The organism is Ralstonia sp. VS2407, from assembly GCF_052950655.1.
Map to the genome: position 1 here is coordinate 1 of NZ_JBRFVG010000004.1, position 17,855 is coordinate 17,855.

At 63.0% G+C, this 17,855-nt stretch carries 17 protein-coding genes; 12 read left to right on the forward strand and 5 right to left on the reverse strand.

The window, feature by feature from the left end; translation table 11 throughout:
- Both sdhC and ACU8YE_RS07845 read right to left on the reverse strand, forming a co-directional pair.
- Positions 1 to 385, reverse strand: a 385-nt coding sequence (sdhC, locus tag ACU8YE_RS07840) for a succinate dehydrogenase, cytochrome b556 subunit (protein WP_446928471.1), incomplete at its 3' end; no start/stop codon positions are given.
- 272 nt (positions 386 to 657) lie between these two features.
- Positions 658 to 1,467 (reverse strand): GntR family transcriptional regulator, encoded by an 810-nt coding sequence (locus ACU8YE_RS07845; RefSeq protein WP_232040413.1) that lies wholly within the window; start codon positions 1,465 to 1,467, stop codon positions 658 to 660.
- A 352-nt stretch (positions 1,468 to 1,819) separates the two neighbouring features.
- Here ACU8YE_RS07845 and ACU8YE_RS07850 point away from each other — a divergent pair, with 352 nt between their 5' ends.
- The 10 genes from ACU8YE_RS07850 (at position 1,820) to ACU8YE_RS07895 (ending at position 13,424) form a co-directional block, all read left to right on the forward strand.
- Entirely contained in the window at positions 1,820 to 2,806 is a 987-nt protein-coding gene (locus tag ACU8YE_RS07850) for a malate dehydrogenase (RefSeq protein ID WP_024975343.1), read from the forward strand.
- 116 nt (positions 2,807 to 2,922) lie between these two features.
- On the forward strand, positions 2,923 to 3,903 hold the full coding sequence (locus ACU8YE_RS07855; RefSeq protein WP_260801796.1) for an HpcH/HpaI aldolase/citrate lyase family protein: 981 nt from the start codon (positions 2,923 to 2,925) through the stop codon (positions 3,901 to 3,903).
- 23 nt (positions 3,904 to 3,926) lie between these two features.
- Complete coding sequence (gene prpB / locus ACU8YE_RS07860) at positions 3,927 to 4,823, forward strand: methylisocitrate lyase (RefSeq protein WP_440477405.1); 897 nt, start codon at positions 3,927 to 3,929, stop codon at positions 4,821 to 4,823.
- Positions 4,824 to 5,081: 258 nt separating this feature from the next.
- On the forward strand, positions 5,082 to 5,636 hold the full coding sequence (locus tag ACU8YE_RS07865; protein ID WP_232040416.1) for a hypothetical protein: 555 nt from the start codon (positions 5,082 to 5,084) through the stop codon (positions 5,634 to 5,636).
- 35 nt (positions 5,637 to 5,671) lie between these two features.
- On the forward strand, positions 5,672 to 6,079 hold the full coding sequence (locus ACU8YE_RS07870) for a 2-methylcitrate dehydratase (protein WP_446928472.1): 408 nt from the start codon (positions 5,672 to 5,674) through the stop codon (positions 6,077 to 6,079).
- 77 nt (positions 6,080 to 6,156) lie between these two features.
- Entirely contained in the window at positions 6,157 to 8,862 is a 2,706-nt protein-coding gene (gene acnA, locus ACU8YE_RS07875; RefSeq protein WP_446928473.1) for an aconitate hydratase AcnA, read from the forward strand.
- Positions 8,863 to 9,079: 217 nt separating this feature from the next.
- On the forward strand, positions 9,080 to 9,361 hold the full coding sequence (locus ACU8YE_RS07880) for a hypothetical protein (RefSeq protein WP_260785076.1): 282 nt from the start codon (positions 9,080 to 9,082) through the stop codon (positions 9,359 to 9,361).
- Positions 9,362 to 9,459: 98 nt separating this feature from the next.
- Positions 9,460 to 10,671, forward strand: a complete 1,212-nt coding sequence (locus ACU8YE_RS07885; protein ID WP_045206230.1) for a DUF2863 family protein — start codon at positions 9,460 to 9,462, stop codon at positions 10,669 to 10,671.
- A 161-nt stretch (positions 10,672 to 10,832) separates the two neighbouring features.
- Positions 10,833 to 12,431: an ABC transporter substrate-binding protein gene (locus ACU8YE_RS07890; RefSeq protein WP_260801802.1), complete on the forward strand. Its 1,599-nt coding sequence runs from the start codon at positions 10,833 to 10,835 to the stop codon at positions 12,429 to 12,431.
- A 156-nt stretch (positions 12,432 to 12,587) separates the two neighbouring features.
- Positions 12,588 to 13,424, forward strand: coding sequence for a BspC domain-containing protein (locus ACU8YE_RS07895; protein WP_260801803.1), 837 nt, complete (start codon positions 12,588 to 12,590; stop codon positions 13,422 to 13,424).
- 40 nt (positions 13,425 to 13,464) lie between these two features.
- Here the strand turns inward: ACU8YE_RS07895 and ACU8YE_RS07900 are convergent, their stop codons facing one another.
- Positions 13,465 to 14,610, reverse strand: a complete 1,146-nt coding sequence (locus tag ACU8YE_RS07900) for a M14 family metallopeptidase (RefSeq protein ID WP_316869748.1) — start codon at positions 14,608 to 14,610, stop codon at positions 13,465 to 13,467.
- A gap of 14 nt (positions 14,611 to 14,624) precedes the next feature.
- Entirely contained in the window at positions 14,625 to 15,398 is a 774-nt protein-coding gene (gene yaaA / locus ACU8YE_RS07905; protein ID WP_414560787.1) for a peroxide stress protein YaaA, read from the reverse strand.
- 37 nt (positions 15,399 to 15,435) lie between these two features.
- Between yaaA and ACU8YE_RS07910 the strand changes: the two genes are divergently transcribed.
- On the forward strand, positions 15,436 to 15,960 hold the full coding sequence (locus tag ACU8YE_RS07910; RefSeq protein ID WP_414560788.1) for a putative toxin-antitoxin system toxin component, PIN family: 525 nt from the start codon (positions 15,436 to 15,438) through the stop codon (positions 15,958 to 15,960).
- Between the two features lie 12 nt (positions 15,961 to 15,972).
- Positions 15,973 to 17,145, forward strand: coding sequence for a pyridoxal phosphate-dependent aminotransferase (locus tag ACU8YE_RS07915; protein ID WP_446928474.1), 1,173 nt, complete (start codon positions 15,973 to 15,975; stop codon positions 17,143 to 17,145).
- A 20-nt stretch (positions 17,146 to 17,165) separates the two neighbouring features.
- Here the strand turns inward: ACU8YE_RS07915 and ACU8YE_RS07920 are convergent, their stop codons facing one another.
- Complete coding sequence (locus ACU8YE_RS07920) at positions 17,166 to 17,819, reverse strand: glutathione S-transferase (RefSeq protein WP_232040426.1); 654 nt, start codon at positions 17,817 to 17,819, stop codon at positions 17,166 to 17,168.
- Positions 17,820 to 17,855 lie beyond the last annotated feature (36 nt).

Sequence of the window (17,855 nt, forward strand, 5' to 3'; positions counted from 1 at the left end):
CGAACACGACGGTCAGCAGCAGGCTGACGATCAGCACGCTCACAGCCGACTTGGAGGCCGAGGCCTTGTCGATGCCGATATGCAGATCGAGGATCAGGTAACGGATGCCGGCGCAGAAGTGGTGCAGATATGCCCAGATGAGGGCAAGGACGACAACCTTGGCAAAACCGTTGGACAGAAGCGCCGAGAACTTGGCGAAACTGATTTCCGACGTGAGACTTTGCTCGAACAAGTACAGCACGAACGGAAGAAGAAGGAACATCAACGCACCGCTGGCACGGTGCAAGATGGACACCTTACCGGCCCAGGGCAACCGGTAACGGGCGATGTCGCCCAAACCGATGTTCCTGTATACCGGCCTGGCTTTCTTGATGGCTTCTGCCATGGTCAGACCCCAATTGGCTAATCAACAAACAAAACAGCTTTGCACAAATCCGCGAGATTTTAGCGCGCTTTTGTTGCGCAGCGCACCATTAATTCCATGCGACGCGCTCCACTTTTGTGCTTCCTGCCCTCGCCTGCCAGTGGCGTGATACGGGGGCCGATTGTCCTCTCTACACTGCCTTCATGCCGCGCAATACGCTGTTGCGCGACGCACAAACCCAGACCCAGTCTCAGTCGCAACGGGCCGCCCGAATCGGGCCTGGCAGCGCGTCGTCAATTCAATTCGTTCTGGTAAAAGTGCCGCGTCGTGACGTACAGGCCACGACGTATCTCCACCGGTTTGTCGCCGAACGTATGCGACACGCGCTCCACCGACAGCAACGGCGATTGAGCCGCCACCGAGAGCAATTCAGCCGTGGTCGCGTCAGCCGCCACTGCACGGATGCGCTCGGTGGCACGCAACATGCGCACACCGAACTCCGCCTCGAAAAAGGCGTACATCGGGCCCTTCCACTCGGTCAGTTTTTCAGCCGTCAGCCCTTTGAAACTCGCGCCCGGCAGCCAGATTTCTTCCAGCACGGTCGGCTCACCCGAAAAGAACAGGATGCGGCGGATCTGCACGACGCTGTCGCCGGCCTTGAGTTCGAGCAGGCGGGCGATCTCGGCCGGGGCGCGCATGCGCTTGCACTCCAGCACACGGCTGCTCGGATAGTGCTGTTCGCCCTGCTCCGGCATCAGACGCAAAAACCGGAACTGCACGCCCTCTTCGTAATGCGTGGTAACGAAGGTGCCCTTACCCTGGCGCCGCGCGACCAGGTTTTCGGCCGCCAGTTCGTCGATCGCCTTGCGCACGGTACCCTGGCTGACCTTGTAGCGGGCCGCCAATTCCATCTCACTGGGGATCATCTCGCCCGGCTTCCATTCGCCGGCCTGCAGGCTTTGCAGGATCAGCGTCTTGATCTGCTGATACAACGGGCTGAACGTGGGAGAGCCGCCCGCGCCGCCCGAAGAAGCGGGCGATGCGCCGCCTTCGCCGCCCGGGGGCGGCATCGCAGCGGATAGAGGGCTGGGTGTGCTCGACATAACTGCCGATTTCACCACAAAAGCGACAAAGGCGTCCAGCCCGTTTATAGAATGTCTTATGTCTTATATAAGACAGAAGATTCATTGACTTTCCGGCGAGGCCAGACCTACACTCGCGCCTGTTCCGGGCGACGGCCCCCACGACACGCCACAACGGCTCAAAGGTCAATTGCAGTGTGTTTCCACATCGTCATGCGGACGCAGTAAACTGCGAGGCTCTTGCCGTTTCTGAGCCGACCGCCCACGAGGCGCCGACCGTTGCCGGCAATGCCTGCGAGGCTGCACCGACATCCTGCTGGGATGCGCGCCGCGCGCAGTGCGATCCGCTTTCACTACCGTTTGGAGAGTTCTCATGGCAAAAGCACCCATGCGCGTCGCAGTGACCGGCGCTGCTGGACAGATCGGTTACGCCCTGCTGTTCCGCATCGCCGCCGGCGAAATGCTGGGCAAGGATCAACCCGTCATCCTGCAACTGCTGGAAATCCCCGATGAGAAGGCCCAGAAGGCGCTCAAGGGCGTGATGATGGAGATCGAAGACTGCGCATTCCCGCTGCTGGCTGGCATGGAAGCGCACTCCGACCCGATGACCGCATTCAAGGACGCCGACGTGGCTCTGCTGGTGGGCGCCCGCCCCCGTGGCCCGGGCATGGAACGTGCGGACCTGCTGTCGGCCAACGCCCAGATCTTCACGGCACAAGGCAAGGCACTGAACGCCGTTGCTTCGCGCAACGTCAAGGTGCTGGTGGTCGGCAACCCGGCCAACACGAACGCCTACATCGCCATGAAGTCGGCGCCGGACCTGCCGCGTGAGAACTTCACCGCCATGCTGCGCCTGGACCACAACCGTGCCCTGTCGCAGATCGCCGCCAAGACCGGCAAGCCGGTTTCGAGCATCGAAAAGCTGTTCGTGTGGGGCAACCACAGCCCGACGATGTACGCCGACTATCGCTACGCCACGATCGACGGCAAGAGCGTCAAGGACATGATCAACGACCCGGTGTGGAACAACGACGTGTTCCTGCCGACCGTTGGCAAGCGCGGCGCCGCCATCATCGAAGCGCGCGGCCTGTCGTCGGCTGCTTCGGCTGCCAACGCCGCCATCGACCACGTGCGTGACTGGGTGCTCGGCACCAACGGCAAGATTGTCACGATGGGCATCCCGTCGAACGGCGAATACGGCATTCCGAAGGACGTGATGTTCGGCTTCCCGGTCACCACCGAAAACGGCAAGTACAAGATCGTCGAAGGCCTGGAAATCGACGAGTACAGCCAAGGCAAGATCAAGATCACGCTCGACGAGCTGGAAGGCGAGCGTGCGGGCGTGCAGCATCTGCTGTAATCCGCATGATCTAAGAAAGAACCGGAGCGGATCGGCAGCGACCCCTCCGGTTTTTTTACACCTGCACTCCGATCAAGACACAGGCGCCACAAGCGCCGCAGAACCGATACCAGCCCGTGCACCCCACCGAGGTTTTGTTCCAGGACGATGCCCTGCCGGCCCAATTGCCGGTCTGCGACCACTACGCGGGCGCAGAAAAACTGATGCGCAAGTCGCTCGCCCTGCAACAAGCCCTTGGCCCCGTTTTCGACATCACGTTTGACTGCGAAGACGGCGCCGCCGTCGGTCAGGAACGCGCACATGCCGAATTGGCCGCCGCGCTCATCAACAGCGACGACAACCGCTTCAACCGCGTTGGCGTTCGCATCCACGATCCGAACCACGACGCATGGACGCAGGACGTCGACATCCTTGTCGGCCTTGCGGGCCGCCGCCTCGCCTACGTGACCGTGCCAAAGGTCCGTGACGTCGTGGAAGTCGCGCGTGTGACCGATCGCGTCAACCAAGCCGCCAAGGCGGCCGGCATTGCGAGGCACCTGCCGATCCACGTGCTGATCGAAACGCATGGCGCGCTCGCGCAGGTGTTCGATATCGCCGCGCTGGTGCAGGTGGAATGCCTGAGCTTCGGCCTGATGGATTTTGTCTCGGCGCACAACGGCGCGATTCCCGGTGCGGCGATGGGCTCGCCAGAGCAGTTCGAGCATCCTCTGATCCGCCGCGCCCTTGCCGAGATTTCCGCCGCTTGCCACGCGCACGGCAAGGTGCCGTCGCACAACGTCAGCACTGACATCAAGCACCCCGACCGAGCCGGCGCCGATGCCGCCCGTGCCCGCAACGAGTTCGGCTATCTGCGCAAGTGGAGCATCCATCCGGACCAGATCGCGCCAATCGTTTCCGCATTCCGCCCATCGCACGAAGAAGTGACACGCGCGGGCGCCATTCTTGCGGCCGCGCAGGACGCCTCCTGGGGGCCCATCCAGCACGAGGGCCGGCTGCATGACCGCGCAAGCTATCGCTATTGGTGGGCCGTGCTGCAACGGGCGCACACCACCGGCGTGGAGATGCCGGCCGACGCCGTCGCGCGCTTCTTCGCGTGACGTGCAGAGAAAGGAGATTCGCCATGACGACAAACACCCAAGCCAGCGCAGGAGCGCGCTTCCGCCAGGCGCTGGTCGATGAATCGCCACTGCAGGTGGTGGGCACCATCAATGCAAACCACGCGCTGCTGGCCAAGCGCGCCGGCTATCGCACGATCTATCTGTCGGGCGGCGGCGTGGCAGCGGGCTCGCTGGGCTTGCCGGATCTCGGCATATCGGGCCTGGACGACGTTTTGACCGACGTCCGCCGCATCACCGATGTCTGCGACGTACCGCTCCTGGTGGATGTCGACACGGGCTTTGGCGCTTCGGCATTCAACGTGGCGCGCACGACCAAATCGCTCATCAAGTTTGGCGCCGCGGCCATGCATATCGAAGACCAGGTCGGCGCCAAGCGCTGCGGCCATCGGCCCAACAAGGAGATCGTCTCGAAGGACGAGATGGTCGATCGCATCAAGGCTGCCGTCGATGCCCGCACCGACGCCAGCTTTGTCGTCATGGCGCGCACCGATGCCCTGGCCGTCGAAGGCTTCGACCGCGCCCTCGAACGTGCCGTGGCCTGCGTGGAAGCCGGCGCGGACGCGATCTTTCCTGAGGCAATGACAGAACTGTCGATGTACCGCAAGTTTGTCGACGCGGTGAAGGTGCCGGTGCTGGCAAACATCACCGAATTTGGGCAGACGCCGCTTTTCACGCGCGATGAGCTGGCCTCCGCAGGCGTATCGATGATCCTGTATCCGCTGTCGGCATTTCGCGCGATGAACAAGGCCGCGGAAAACGTCTACGCTGCCATACGCCGCGATGGCACGCAAAAAAATGTCGTCGACACCATGCAGACGCGCATGGAGTTATACGACAGCATTGGTTACCACGACTACGAAGCCAAGTTGGACGCGCTCTTCGCACAGAATCGCGGTTGAGCCGGGCCAAGATCCACACCAACGCAAACAAGGAGAACGGAAGGCAAACCTGCGGGGGCAAGCTGCCCGGGAACAACCCGAAAAACGGCGCTGGCGCAAGCACGACACCCCCTTTTGGCGGAGCGGTCGGGCAAGCATGTAACAGAACGTTGGGCGCGGCGTCCAAATCGGTCAAAATACCGGCCGGTGTGCGAAATGCCGTGGCATCTCGTGGCCTGGCAGCCGCCTCCCCCACTCTGTCTTACCGAAGGAAACCCTATGAACAAATTCATCGTGGGCGCCTGTGCTGGCGTTCTCTCGCTGGCTGCATCGCAATATGCAGCCGCTCAGGCCCCAGAGAAGTCGGCTACCAAGAAGGCTCCCGCCAAGAAGACTTGGACCAAGAAGCATGCCGCCAAGAAGGCCGCGCCTGTTGCTGCCGTCAAGCCGGAAGGCGTCGAATGGAAGTGCGAGCTTGGCAACGAGATGTACCTCAAGGGCGACATGGCGCGCGATCAGATCATTACGATGTACTGGAAGGGCAAGAACTACCAGCTGCCGCGCCAAATGACCCGCACGGGCGCCGACCGTTACTTCGACCAGAAGACCGGGATGGATCTGGTGGTGATCCCGGCCAAGGCCATGCTGTTCGACCGCAACGAAGGCCACCGCCTGGCCGATGAGTGCCAGACCGCCGAAATGGCTGCCGGCGCACCGGCCCCGACGCAAGCGGGCGCCCTGCGCGCTCCGGCCGGCCTGCCGCTGATGGCGCCGGACAGCCCTGCCCCCGCTCCGGCCCCTGCTCCGGGCGCAGTGCTACCGGCCCAGCAGTAACGCGATATCGCACAAGAGGCCCACAGGAGCCGCTCATGTCCGCACCAGTTGCGAACCTCCGCACGAATCTGGGCAAGGCCATCGTCGACGATGTGACCTTGCCCGGATGCGCCGGGCTCCGTGGGCCTTTTGTGTCTGGGACCGTCCTGTCAGATGGCACGACGGGCACGACGGCTCCAGGCACGCCCCTCTTCGGCCGCAAGGCAATCGAAGATCAACAAGATTCCGTCGCCCGCGGCCAGCGCACCCATGTGCTGCGCATGACCATTGCCCGCGTGGACGATCAGCCTTTCACCACGAATGACCACGACGCCAAGAAGCGTGCGATCGCCCATGGCATCACCGCCCGCATCAGCGGCGGCAAGCCGTTCAGCGGTGTCGTGGCGGATTACCCGACCGGTCAGAAGCCAGGCCGGTCAACGCGTTTGTCGGTTTGTACGTGATTTGATTTTGTCGATTTGATGTATCCGCAAGGGGCGCCCCGGCACCCCGCGCAATCCTCAAGCCTTGGAGTCATGCCATGCCCCACAATCTGAAAAAAACACTCAAGGAATTTAAGATCAACGGCGGCCAGACCGGTAAGTTCCACTCCCTGCCGCAACTGGGCAAGGAACTGGGCGTGGCGATCGAGCGCCTGCCGGTGTCGATCCGCATCGTGCTCGAGTCCGTGCTGCGAAACTGCGACGGCAAGAAGGTGACCGAAGAGCACGTTGCGCAACTGGCCAACTGGAAGCCCAACGCCGAGCGCGTTGATGAAATCCCGTTCGTGGTAGCCCGCGTGGTGCTGCAGGACTTTACCGGTGTGCCGCTGCTGGCTGACCTGGCCGCCATGCGCAACGTGGCCGAGCGCATGGGCAAGAACCCCAAGAAGATCGAGCCGCTGGTGCCGGTCGACCTGGTGGTGGATCACTCGGTGCAGATTGACCACTTCCGTGAGAAGAAGGCGCTGGACCTGAACATGCAGCTGGAATTCTCGCGCAACAACGAGCGCTACCAGTTCATGAAGTGGGGCATGCAGGCATTCGACACGTTTGGCGTGGTGCAGCCTGGCTTCGGCATCGTCCACCAGGTCAACCTGGAGTACCTGGCACGCGGCGTCCATAAGAAAGACGGCGTGTACTACCCGGATACGCTGGTCGGCACCGACAGCCACACCACCATGATCAACGGTATTGGCGTGGTGGGCTGGGGCGTGGGCGGCATCGAGGCGGAAGCCGGCATGCTGGGCCAGCCGGTGTACTTCCTGACGCCGGACGTCGTGGGCGTGGAGCTGAAGGGCCGCCTGCGCGAAGGCTGCACGGCCACCGACCTCGTTCTCACGATCACCGAAATGCTGCGCAAGGAGAAGGTCGTCGGCAAGTTCGTCGAGTTCTTCGGCGAAGGCACCGCCAGCCTGTCGCTGCCGGACCGCGCAACCATCGGCAACATGGCTCCGGAATACGGCGCCACGATGGGCTTCTTCCCGGTGGACGACAAGACCATTGACTACTTCAAGGGCACGGGCCGCACGAAGGAAGAAATCGCCGCGTTCGAAAGCTACTTCAAGGCACAAAAGCTGTTCGGCGTGCCGAAGGCCGGCGAAATCGACTACACCAAGACGTTGACGCTGGACCTCGGCACGGTGGCCCCGTCGCTGGCTGGCCCGAAGCGTCCGCAAGACCGCATCGAAATCGGCAACGTGAAGTCGACGTTCTCGTCGCTGTTCTCCAAGCCGGTTGCGGAAAACGGTTTCAACAAGAAATCGGAAGACCTCGACAAGACCTTCACGACCACCAACGGCGTCGACGTGAAGAGCGGCGACGTGCTGATCGCGGCCATCACCTCGTGCACGAACACCTCGAATCCGAGCGTGCTGCTGGCGGCGGGCCTGCTGGCCAAGAAGGCTGTCGAAGCCGGCCTGGAGGTCGCGCCGCACATCAAGACCTCGCTCGCCCCGGGAAGCCGCGTGGTGACGAAGTACCTGGAAGCCGCCGGCCTGCTTCCGTATCTGGAAAAGCTCGGCTTTGGCGTGACGGCCTACGGTTGCACGACGTGTATCGGTAACGCCGGTGACCTGACGCCGGAGTTGAACGAAGCCATCGTGAAGAACGACATCGTGGCTGCCGCCGTGCTGTCGGGCAACCGCAACTTTGAAGCGCGCATTCACCCGAACATCCGCGCCAACTTCCTGGCCTCGCCGCCGCTGGTGGTCGCTTATGCAATCGCTGGCAACGTGACGCGCGACCTGATGACCGAGCCGGTCGGCAAGGGCAAGAAGGGTCGCGACGTCTATCTGGGCGACATTTGGCCGACCTCGGACGAGATCGCCAAGCTGATGAAGTTCGCGATGAACGCCGACACGTTCCGCACGAACTACGAACAGGTCAAGAAGCCGTCCAAGCTGTGGGCCAACGTCAAGGGCACGAAGGGTCAGGTCTACGACTGGCCGAAGTCGACGTACATCGCCGAGCCGCCGTTCTTCGAAGGCTTTGGCATGACGCCGGCCGCTGCCTCGGCATCGGTCAAGGGCGCACGCGCGCTCGGCGTGTTCGGCGATTCCGTGACGACCGACCACATCTCCCCGGCCGGTTCGATCAAGGAAACGTCGCCCGCCGGCAAGTACCTGCTGGCCAACGGCGTGCTCAAAGCCGACTTCAACAGCTATGGCTCGCGCCGCGGCAACCATGAGGTGATGATGCGCGGCACGTTCGCCAACGTGCGCATCAAGAACCTGATGATCCCGGCCAAGGCCGACGGTTCGCGCGTGGAAGGTGGCGAAACGCTGTTCCAGCCGAGCGGCGAACAAATGTCGATCTACGACGCTGCCATGAAGTACATCGCCGACGGCACGCCGACGGTCGTGTTCGGTGGCGAAGAGTACGGCACGGGCAGCTCGCGCGACTGGGCCGCCAAGGGCACGCAGTTGCTGGGCGTGAAGGCCGTGATCGCACGCAGCTTCGAGCGAATCCACCGCTCGAACCTGGTGGGCATGGGCGTGCTGCCGCTGCAGTTCAAGGGCAGCGACTCGGCACAGTCGCTGGGCATCGTGGGCGACGAGACCTTCGACATCGAAGGCCTGGATGGCGAAATCAAGCCGCAACAGGACGTCACCCTGGTCATCCATCGCGCCAACGGCGAGACGACGCGTGCACAAGTGCTGCTGCGCATCGACACGCCGATCGAAGTGGACTACTACAAGCACGGCGGCATCCTGCCGTTCGTGCTGCGTCAGCTGCTGGCGGCTTAAGCTTCACGCCGTTACGCTGCATTGGTGCAGGACGGAAACCGGCTCTTCGGAGCCGGTTTTTTTATTGCCTGCCGAATCAAACAAGGTGACGATCCTCCAATCGGCGAGCAGGCTTTGGTACAGTGTGCCGAATAGGCCGCGTGACGTGCTCGCCCTGTTGATGGCGAAATTGCCGCCCGTCCTCGCCTGATCGTTTCATTGCTGGAGTCCCGCACCCATGGCCCAAGTGGTACTAGCCTTCATCGTCGTGGCGGCTGCCGTGTTCTACATCCTGATCAAGGCACCGCAAACCGACGCCCAGGCCCCAGCCTCGACAGCGCCTGCTGTAACAGCCGCGCCCGTTCCTCCGCCCCCGCCGCTGGCCGCTTCGGAGCCCGTCGCCACGACGCACGTGGCACCAGCCAGCGCGCCAGTTGCATCGGAACCCACACCGGCTTCCGTACCTGCGGCCACGAGCAGTGTCGCAGCGGAAGCGTCGGCACCTGCGGCCAAGCCTTAACGTTTTCGCCCTATGGGTTTCGTAATAGGCGTCGCGCAGTAGCGTCCAAGGGTAAAATAACGCCCCTTTCATTGTTCCAACGACCGGTACGGCACAGCATGGCAGGATTCCGCTCCAAGGCTCCACAACGTCTTTCCCCCGATGCAGAACGGCTGGTGGCCGATGCGCTGGCGCTCGACGCGTCAGGCAGCCGCATCGAAGACGTCTATTGGGAACAAAGGCTGTCCGAACGTCTTTCCCGGCTGCTCAAGAACGGCAGCCAGACCGCGCTCGACGCCGCGCTAGACCATCTTTTCAAACACAACGAGGAAGCGTCCGACGTGCTGGCCGAACAGGCCGAGACACTGGCCGAATCGGCCATCCTCAGCTCAGGTGGCGTCGAATATGATGCGTTGCTGATCGCGGCGCCCATCCTGGCACACACGCGCTACATGATCCCGTCGGGCACGATCAAGCCCGAGATGGCGCAAACGCTGCAGGTACACCTGCAGGCGCACGTGATGGCTTCCAACGCCCGCGTGGCGCTGGCTCCTTACCTGTACAGCATCGATCAACTGCCGCGCACGCATTCCGACACCTTTGCGCTCACGCACAAGCTGGCCGCGTATGCGCTGTCGGGCCAGCCGGCCAAGGTCGAACTACGCGACATGCCCGAGACGGCGCCCATCCTGGCCGATCCGCGGTATCTGGTGGCAATCGTCGTGGCGCAGCACGGCCAAGCGCTGTTCCGCTGGCAGGAAGACGCCAAGGAACACCACGCAGAGCGCTCCGCCTGCCTGGAGCAATGGCGCGAGCAGGTCACGCCAACCATCTCCACACTGATGCCCGGCTGCGAGTTCGACCTGCTTCTGCCGGACGCCTTCTTCCTGTCGTGCCGCGAGTCCGACAAGCAGATTCGCCCACTGACAGTACGCGCCGCCGTCAATTACCTGCAGGGCGCGCTCGATATGCCGGCCAACCGCTTCGGCGCCATCATCGGCGCGTTCGGCGAAGAGCAGATCGAGGAATACCGCGTAGCGTTCACGGTGCGTGGCGAGAAAGAACTCATCTACGGCATCGTCTGGCCGGTGTACGGCCGCGATGGCGGCGCCACGGATGTCACCGCGGAAGGCGAACCGGGCAGCCCACTCGAGCAAATTTGCGATGAACTGCGCGCCTGCGGCATCGAAGACATCTTCCGCCACGGCCAGCTCTTCGAACCCGAGTACTGCGAAGATTGCGGCGCCCCGCTCTACGCAGACCGCGCGGCCGAAATCGTCCACGCAGAAATGCCGGAAGACGCGCCGACCCAACAGCCGCTGTTCCACTGACGGCGACGCGCGTGATCAAAGCCACCTCCGGGTGGCTTTTTTATTGCTCCGCCATCGTTCATATTGATTGTCGGTTTGCGTCGCACGTGCCCGGCCGGGCTGCGGCACAATGACGATCTTCCGCCACATGGCATCACCGCCCGAACCCCAGGAGCCCCCCGATGACAACCCGTCCCCTCTTGTGTGTTCCCATCCGCGCCCTGATCCGCAACCTTGCCGCATGCGCGCTGGCTGCGGCCGCCGCGATGCCGTTCGCCGCGCAAGCCGATGACCTGCGCATCGGCCTGTCCGCCGACGTCACGTCGATGGACCCGCAATGGAACAATGCCGGCCCCAACAACGCCATGGCGCTGCACATCTTCGAATCGCTGGTCTTCCTCGACAAGAACGGCCGCTACACGCCCGGCCTTGCCACTTCGTGGAAACCCATTGACGCCAACACGTGGGAGATCAAGCTCCGCCCCAACGTGAAGTGGAGTGATGGCACGCCGTTCACCGGCGAAGACGTGAAGGCATCCATCGAGCGTCCGGCGCGCCTGACCAACAGCCCCGGCCCGTTCACCAGCTACACCAAGTCAATTACCGACGTACAGATCGTCGATCCACTCACGGTGCGGCTGAAGTTGTCGACGCCCAATTACGCGAGCATCCCGAACGATCTGAACAGCCTGCCCATCATCCCGAAGAAAGTGGCCAATGCGGCGCAGGCGGACTTCGATGCTGGCCGCGCCATGATCGGCACCGGGCCGTTCCTGTTCGACCACTTCACGCGCGGGCAGGAAATCGTGTTGAAGAAGAACCCGCACTACTGGGGCCGCGTGCCGCAGTGGGACAAGGTGACCTTCAAGATCATCACCGACAATGCCGCGCGCACGGCCGCGCTGCTTTCGGGCGATGTGGATGTCGTCGAGGCCGTGCCGGCTGCAGACGTGCCACGCATCAAGCAGGACCCGAGGTTCCACCTCGAACAACAGGTGTCGTGGCGCACGATTTTCTGGCAGATGGACCAGAGCCGCGATGTGTCGCCGTTCGTGACCGACAAGGCCGGCAAGCCGCTCGCCAAGAACCCTCTCAAGGATCATCGCGTGCGAGAGGCCATTGCACTGGCCATCAACCGCGATGCCATCGTCAGCCGCGTGCTGGAAGGCCAGGGCGTGGTCGCATCGAGCATCGTGTCGCCGCAGATCTTCGGACATCCTGGCGGCAAGCCGATTGCCTATGACCCGGCTCGTGCGAAAAAACTGCTTGCCGAGGCGGGCTATCCGGACGGGTTCGGACTCACGCTGCACGCCACCAACAACCGCTATCTGAATGATGCGCAGGTCGCGCAAACCACCGCACAGCTGCTCACGCGCATCGGCATCCAGACAAAGGTCGAAACGCTGCCGGTGGCGGCGTATTTCTCGCGCGCGCGTCAGGGCGAGTTCTCGTTCATGATGCTTGGCTGGGGCTCGGTGGCGGCCGATGTGGCGCTGCGCAGCATTCTCGGCACACCCAACCCGAAAACCGGCTATGGTTCGTGGAACTGGGGCCGCTACAGCAATCCGGAACTGGACAAGCTGGTGCAGACATCGCTGTCGACGGTCTCGAGCGAACAGGCACATGAGCAGGCCGCCAAGGCCGCGGCGCGCTTTGCCCAGACAGACTACGCGATCATCCCGTCGCATCACCAACTGGCCACATGGGCCATGCGCAAGGGCATCCGCTACGAGGCACGCACCGATGAATGGTCGCTCGCGTGGTTGTTCACCAAGCAATGATGATGACTTGGTAACCAACACCGTGCCGTAACGCGCTGTTACAGCAAATTCGCTCGATGTGCCGCATTGGGGACGCATTGGGGTAACTAGCAGGAACTTTCATCCTTAGCTTTCCTCTATCATGGCGATTTCCACGCCGACACCCTGTAACTCGTGATGTTGCGACCCAAACTACTTTGTCTCGGCGTCGTCGCTTTGCTGGCCGCCTGCTCCAACCTGCAGACTGAACCGACCGATGCGTCGGCCCAGGCCACCAACGCCACGCCGAGCACCCCTGCCGCGCCAGCCAAGCCGGCCACTCAGCCCGTCCCGACCACGCCGCCCATCGTTTTCGACTCGACCAATAGCAGCGGCACAACGACGGTCAATCTGCCCTCCAAGGACAAGATGAGCTTGTCCGAATACCGCGCACAAACCCGCGACCGCCTGATTCAATCGGAAGGTGCCCGGCCCGACGTGGCAGACTGTGCCGCACATGCGAGCTGGATCATCCCGCGCTCAACCAATTTCGACCAGTTCCGCCTGCCAACCGGCGCGCTCTCCAACGACCAAGCTAAGGTCGAACCGTGGGGCTCCCGCTTCTCGTCCAGCAAGCAAGGCGCGATCAAGGTGTCCAGCGTGGTCAGCTTCAATGCCGCCGTGCATAAGCGCGGCACGGGCAATGACCAGTGGGAGCCGGTGCGCGTGCGCTGCGGGTATGACGAAGGGATGATGCTGGCGTATGAGCTGCTCGACGCCAATGGCCAGCCGTTCGCCGCGCCAGCCGCTGCACCTTCGTCGTCGAAAGCGCGCACGCACTGCCGCCGCGGCCATCGCTGCACGACCAGTGCGGCGGCACACGGCAAGAGCGCGGCCAAGGGCAAGGCCTCGACGAAAGCGACGGCCAAGTCCGCCAAGGGCAGCAGCACGGCCAAGACAAAGTCGACGACCGCAAGCAAATCCACCGCCAAGTCGACGGCCAAAAAGACGACGAAGAAGTCGTCCTCCAACTAAGCGCAACGCGCCGCCAACCCAGGCGGCGCGGCGTTTTTCTTCAGCCGAGATACTCCAGGATCGCCTGCAGCATGGCCGCGCCCAACGCGGCGCTGCGGGCGCCGTCCCAGCCCACGCGCGGGTCGGGCAGGTCGGCGTTGTCCTTGAACGGCATTTCGAGCGTCAACGACAGGCAGCCATACGTGTGGCCGATGTACTTGGAAGCGAGCTTAAGCGCGTCTTCGTTGTACTTGCTGGCCTCGTAGCCGTACCGCGTCTGGAAATCCGGTGACGCGCGAAGGAACGCCGCGACAAAGCGGTCTTGATCAGCGCGCTGTGCATCGGTAAAGCCCGGCAACATTTCACTGCCCGCGACGAACACATACGGCAGCGCCTCATCGCCGTGGATGTCGAAGAACAGGTCGACCCCGGTCTGCTCGATGGCCTGACGCACTGCCAGCACCTCGGGACTGCGCTGTGCGTCGGGCTCCATCCACTCGCGGTTCAGGTTGGCGCCGGCCGCATTGGTGCGCAGGTTGCCCAGCGACGAGCCGTCCGGATTCATGTTCGGCACGATATGGAAGACGGCGCGCTCGGCAAGCACACGGCCGATCGGATCGCCGCCCCAGACACCTTGACGCGTCAGCCGCGCAAGCAGGCCTTCGACGAACCACTCGGCCATCGTCTCGCCCGGATGCTGACGCGCGATGATCCACACGTTCTTCTTGCCGGGGCCGGGTTCGCCGACGGTGATGCTGGTCATGTCGCGGCCCTGCACCGTTTGCCCCAAGCACTGCGTGCGCACACCGGGCTTTGTCTGCGCTGCGGCTACGAGCGAAAGGTGGCGCTCATCCGAGTACGGCTCGAAATAGGCAAACCAGATGCTGTCATGCTCGGGCGTCACCTCAATGGTCAACGTCTTGCCGTCATAGCGGGTCGGTACACGGAACCAGTGCTCGCGGTCGTACGAGGCGACGGCACGGTAGTCCTTCCAGCCGGAGGCATAGGTGCATTCGCCGGCGTTTTCAAGCGCGAGCTTGCAGGCTTGGCCCCGCACACCCTGTAGCCGGAAGTGGAACCACTGGGTGAAGTCGGCGTGCGAATCGCGGCGAATTCGCAGGCGGACGGCATCGGCGCGGGCGGCATCGACAATTTCGATGGCGCCGCTGTCGAACGCGCTGGAGATGTGCGGTTGAGTGGGGGTCATGTCGGATCCTGTCATCAGGTGAGCTTGCGGCGGAAGACCCAGCGCTCGTCGTCGGAATCGGCAGCGGCGAAGGCGTAGCCATCGACATCGAACGCCTTGAGCTTGCGCGGATCGATAATGCGGTGCTCGATCGCGTAGCGCGCCATCAGGCCACGCGCACGCTTGGCGTAGAACGAAATGATCTTGTACTGGCCGTTCTTCCAGTCTTCAAAAACCGGTGTGACGATGCGCGCCTTGAGCACTTTGGGCCGCACCACCTTGAAGTACTCTTCCGAGGCAAGATTCACGAGCACGGGGTCGTCGTCCTGCTTGAAGAGCTTGTTCAGCGCGAGCGTCACCTCGTCGCCCCAGAAGGCGTACAGGTCTTTGCCGCGCGGATTGGCGAGGCGCGTGCCCATTTCCAGGCGATACGGCTGCATCCAGTCGAGCGGGCGCAGCACGCCATACAGCCCCGACAGAATCCGCAGATGCTTCTGCGCGAACTGCAGATCGTCGGCCGCCAGCGAATTGGCGTCGAGCCCGCCGTAGACATCGCCGTCGAAGGCGAGCGCCGCTTGCTTGCTGTTCTCGGCCGTGAATTCGGGCGACCAATCGGCATAGCGCGTGGCATTGAGCACCGCCAACGGATCGGAGATGTGCATGAGCGTACCGATCTGGGCCGGCGACAGCTTGCGAAGCACTTCAATGAGTTCTGCGGAGCGCGCGATGAAATCGGGCAGCGTGTGGGTCTTGGTGCGCGGCGGCGTGTCGTAGTCGAGGGACTTGGCCGGCGAGAGGACGATGATCATGTCAGAATCGCGGTTCACAAGTCTGGAATTGTATCGAATGGCAGACGCTGCCGCCCTCGCCCACTCCACCCAGGCTCCGGCCCCGCGCGTGGTGCTGGACTCCAACATCTGGGTCGACATCCTGATCTTCGACGATGCGGTTGCCCGCCCGATCCGCGCTGCTCTGGAAGCCGGCCGGCTGGACGCCATCATCAGCCCCGCCTGCCGCGAAGAACTGCGCCGCGTGCTGGATTACCCGCAATTCGCGCATTACGCCGTCGACGCGCAAGCCGCCCTGGCGTGGGTCGATCGCGTGACACGGTCCGTTGCCGATCCTGAAGAAGCCCCCCGCGTGCAAGGCGAAGCGTTCGTTCCGCGCTGCAAGGATCGCGACGACCAGAAATTTCTCGCGCTGGCCAACGCGGCCGACGTTGCCTATCTCGTTTCCAAGGACCGCGCCGTGCTCAAGCTCAAGCGCCGCATGGCCAAGTATTGCGACGTGGCGGTGCTGCCGCCCAAGCAGTTCGTCGCGCTGGTCCAGTTGGAAAACGCACCCCTTGCTGCTATCCCGAATCAAGCCTGAAGCCGTCTTGTCATGACCACTGTTGAATCGTTCGCGCCCATCGCCCCGCCGCCGTCGCGGCTGCCGAATGTCGGCACCACCATCTTCACCGTGATGTCGGCGCTTGCCGCGGAAAAGCAGGCCGTCAACCTGGGCCAGGGCTTTCCGGATTTCGATTGCGATCCGCGCATTGTCGATGCGGTGTCGGACGCCATGCGCGCCGGCCTGAACCAATACCCGCCAATGACCGGCGTGCCCGCCCTGCGCCAGGCCGTCGCCGCGAAGGTCGCCAATCTGTACGGCCACGCTTACGATGCCGACCGCGAGATCACCATCACCGCGGGCGCCACGCAGGCGCTGCTGACGACGGTGCTGTGCTGCGTGCATCCGGGCGATGAAGTCATCGTCTTCGAGCCGACGTACGACAGCTACATCCCGTCGATTGAACTGGCTGGCGGCAAGGTCGTGCCGATCACGCTGAACGCGCCGGACTTCCGCATCCCGTTCGACACGCTGGCGGCGGCCATCACACCGCGCACGCGCCTGATCATGCTCAACACGCCGCACAACCCGACCGGCACGGTCTGGCATGCGGACGACATGCGCAAGCTCGCCGAGATCCTGGCGCCCACCAACGTGCTGCTGCTCTCCGATGAGGTGTACGAGCACATGGTGTACGACGGCGTGCAACATGCGTCCGTCGCACGCATTCCGGAGCTGGCACGGCGCGCATTCGTGGTGTCGAGCTTCGGCAAGACGTATCACGTGACGGGCTGGAAGGTCGGCTACGTGGCCGCGCCCGCCGCGCTGATGGCGGAGTTCCGCAAGGTGCACCAGTTCAACGTGTTCACCGTCAACACGCCAATGCAGCACGGCTTGGCGAACTACATGGCCGATCCGCGTCCGTATCTGGAGCTGCCGGCGTTCTACCAGCGCAAGCGCGACCTGTTCCGCGCGGGGCTGGAGAAAACGCGCTTCAAGCTGCTGCCCTGCCAGGGCACGTACTTCCAGTGCGTGGATTACAGCGCCATCTCCGATCTGCCCGAAGCCGAATTCGCCAAGTGGCTGACGAGCGAGATTGGTGTGGCGGCGATCCCCGTCTCGGCGTTCTATTCGCAGCCGCACGAATCGGGCGTGGTGCGCTTTTGCTTCGCCAAGAAAGACGAAACGCTCCAGGTTGCCCTGGAGCGTTTGTCGAAGGTGTAAGACCGTAAGGCTACAGCCGATCAGCGCTTGCTGGCGTAGTGCGCCAGCATCTGCTCCAGATTGGCCTTGCTGTCTGCCCGCACCTTCTGCACGTTGGGGTTCTCGGCCATCTTGGCCAGGTAAGGCTTGACGCCCTCGACCTGCGCCAGCAGGTCTTCACCATAGATGATCTTGGTGGCCTGGCTGATCAGCGGGAAATGCACGATGGCCGCGCAGTCCGCAATGGTGAACGTGTCACCCGCCACATAAGGCGAAAACTTGAACAGCTTGGCCGCCGCCGGAATATTCTTCTGCAGTTGCTCGCGCACCTTCACCTTCAGGTTGTCGCTGATCTTGCCGCCGAAGAACGCCTCGGGAAACAGCTGGCGCGCGACCAGCTCCAGGTGCAGCTCCAGGAACGTCACGATCTCCCGCACCTTGGCCGCCTTGAACGGATCAGCCGGAATCAGCGGATGTTGCGGGTAGCGCGCTTCCAGATAATCGAGGATGACCTGCGATTCGCACATTCCACCATCCTCTCCCACCAGATACGGCACCTTGTGCAGCGGCGAAACCTCACCGTCGGTCTGGTCCGGCCAGCGCAGCGATTCCTCAAACGCAATCCCCTTCTCCATCAGCGCGAGCTTGACCTTGTTGTAGTAGTTGCTCGCAGAAAAACCGTATAGCGTCAGCATGAAGCCGTCTCCTTGGTAATTTGGCCGTCCGTTATG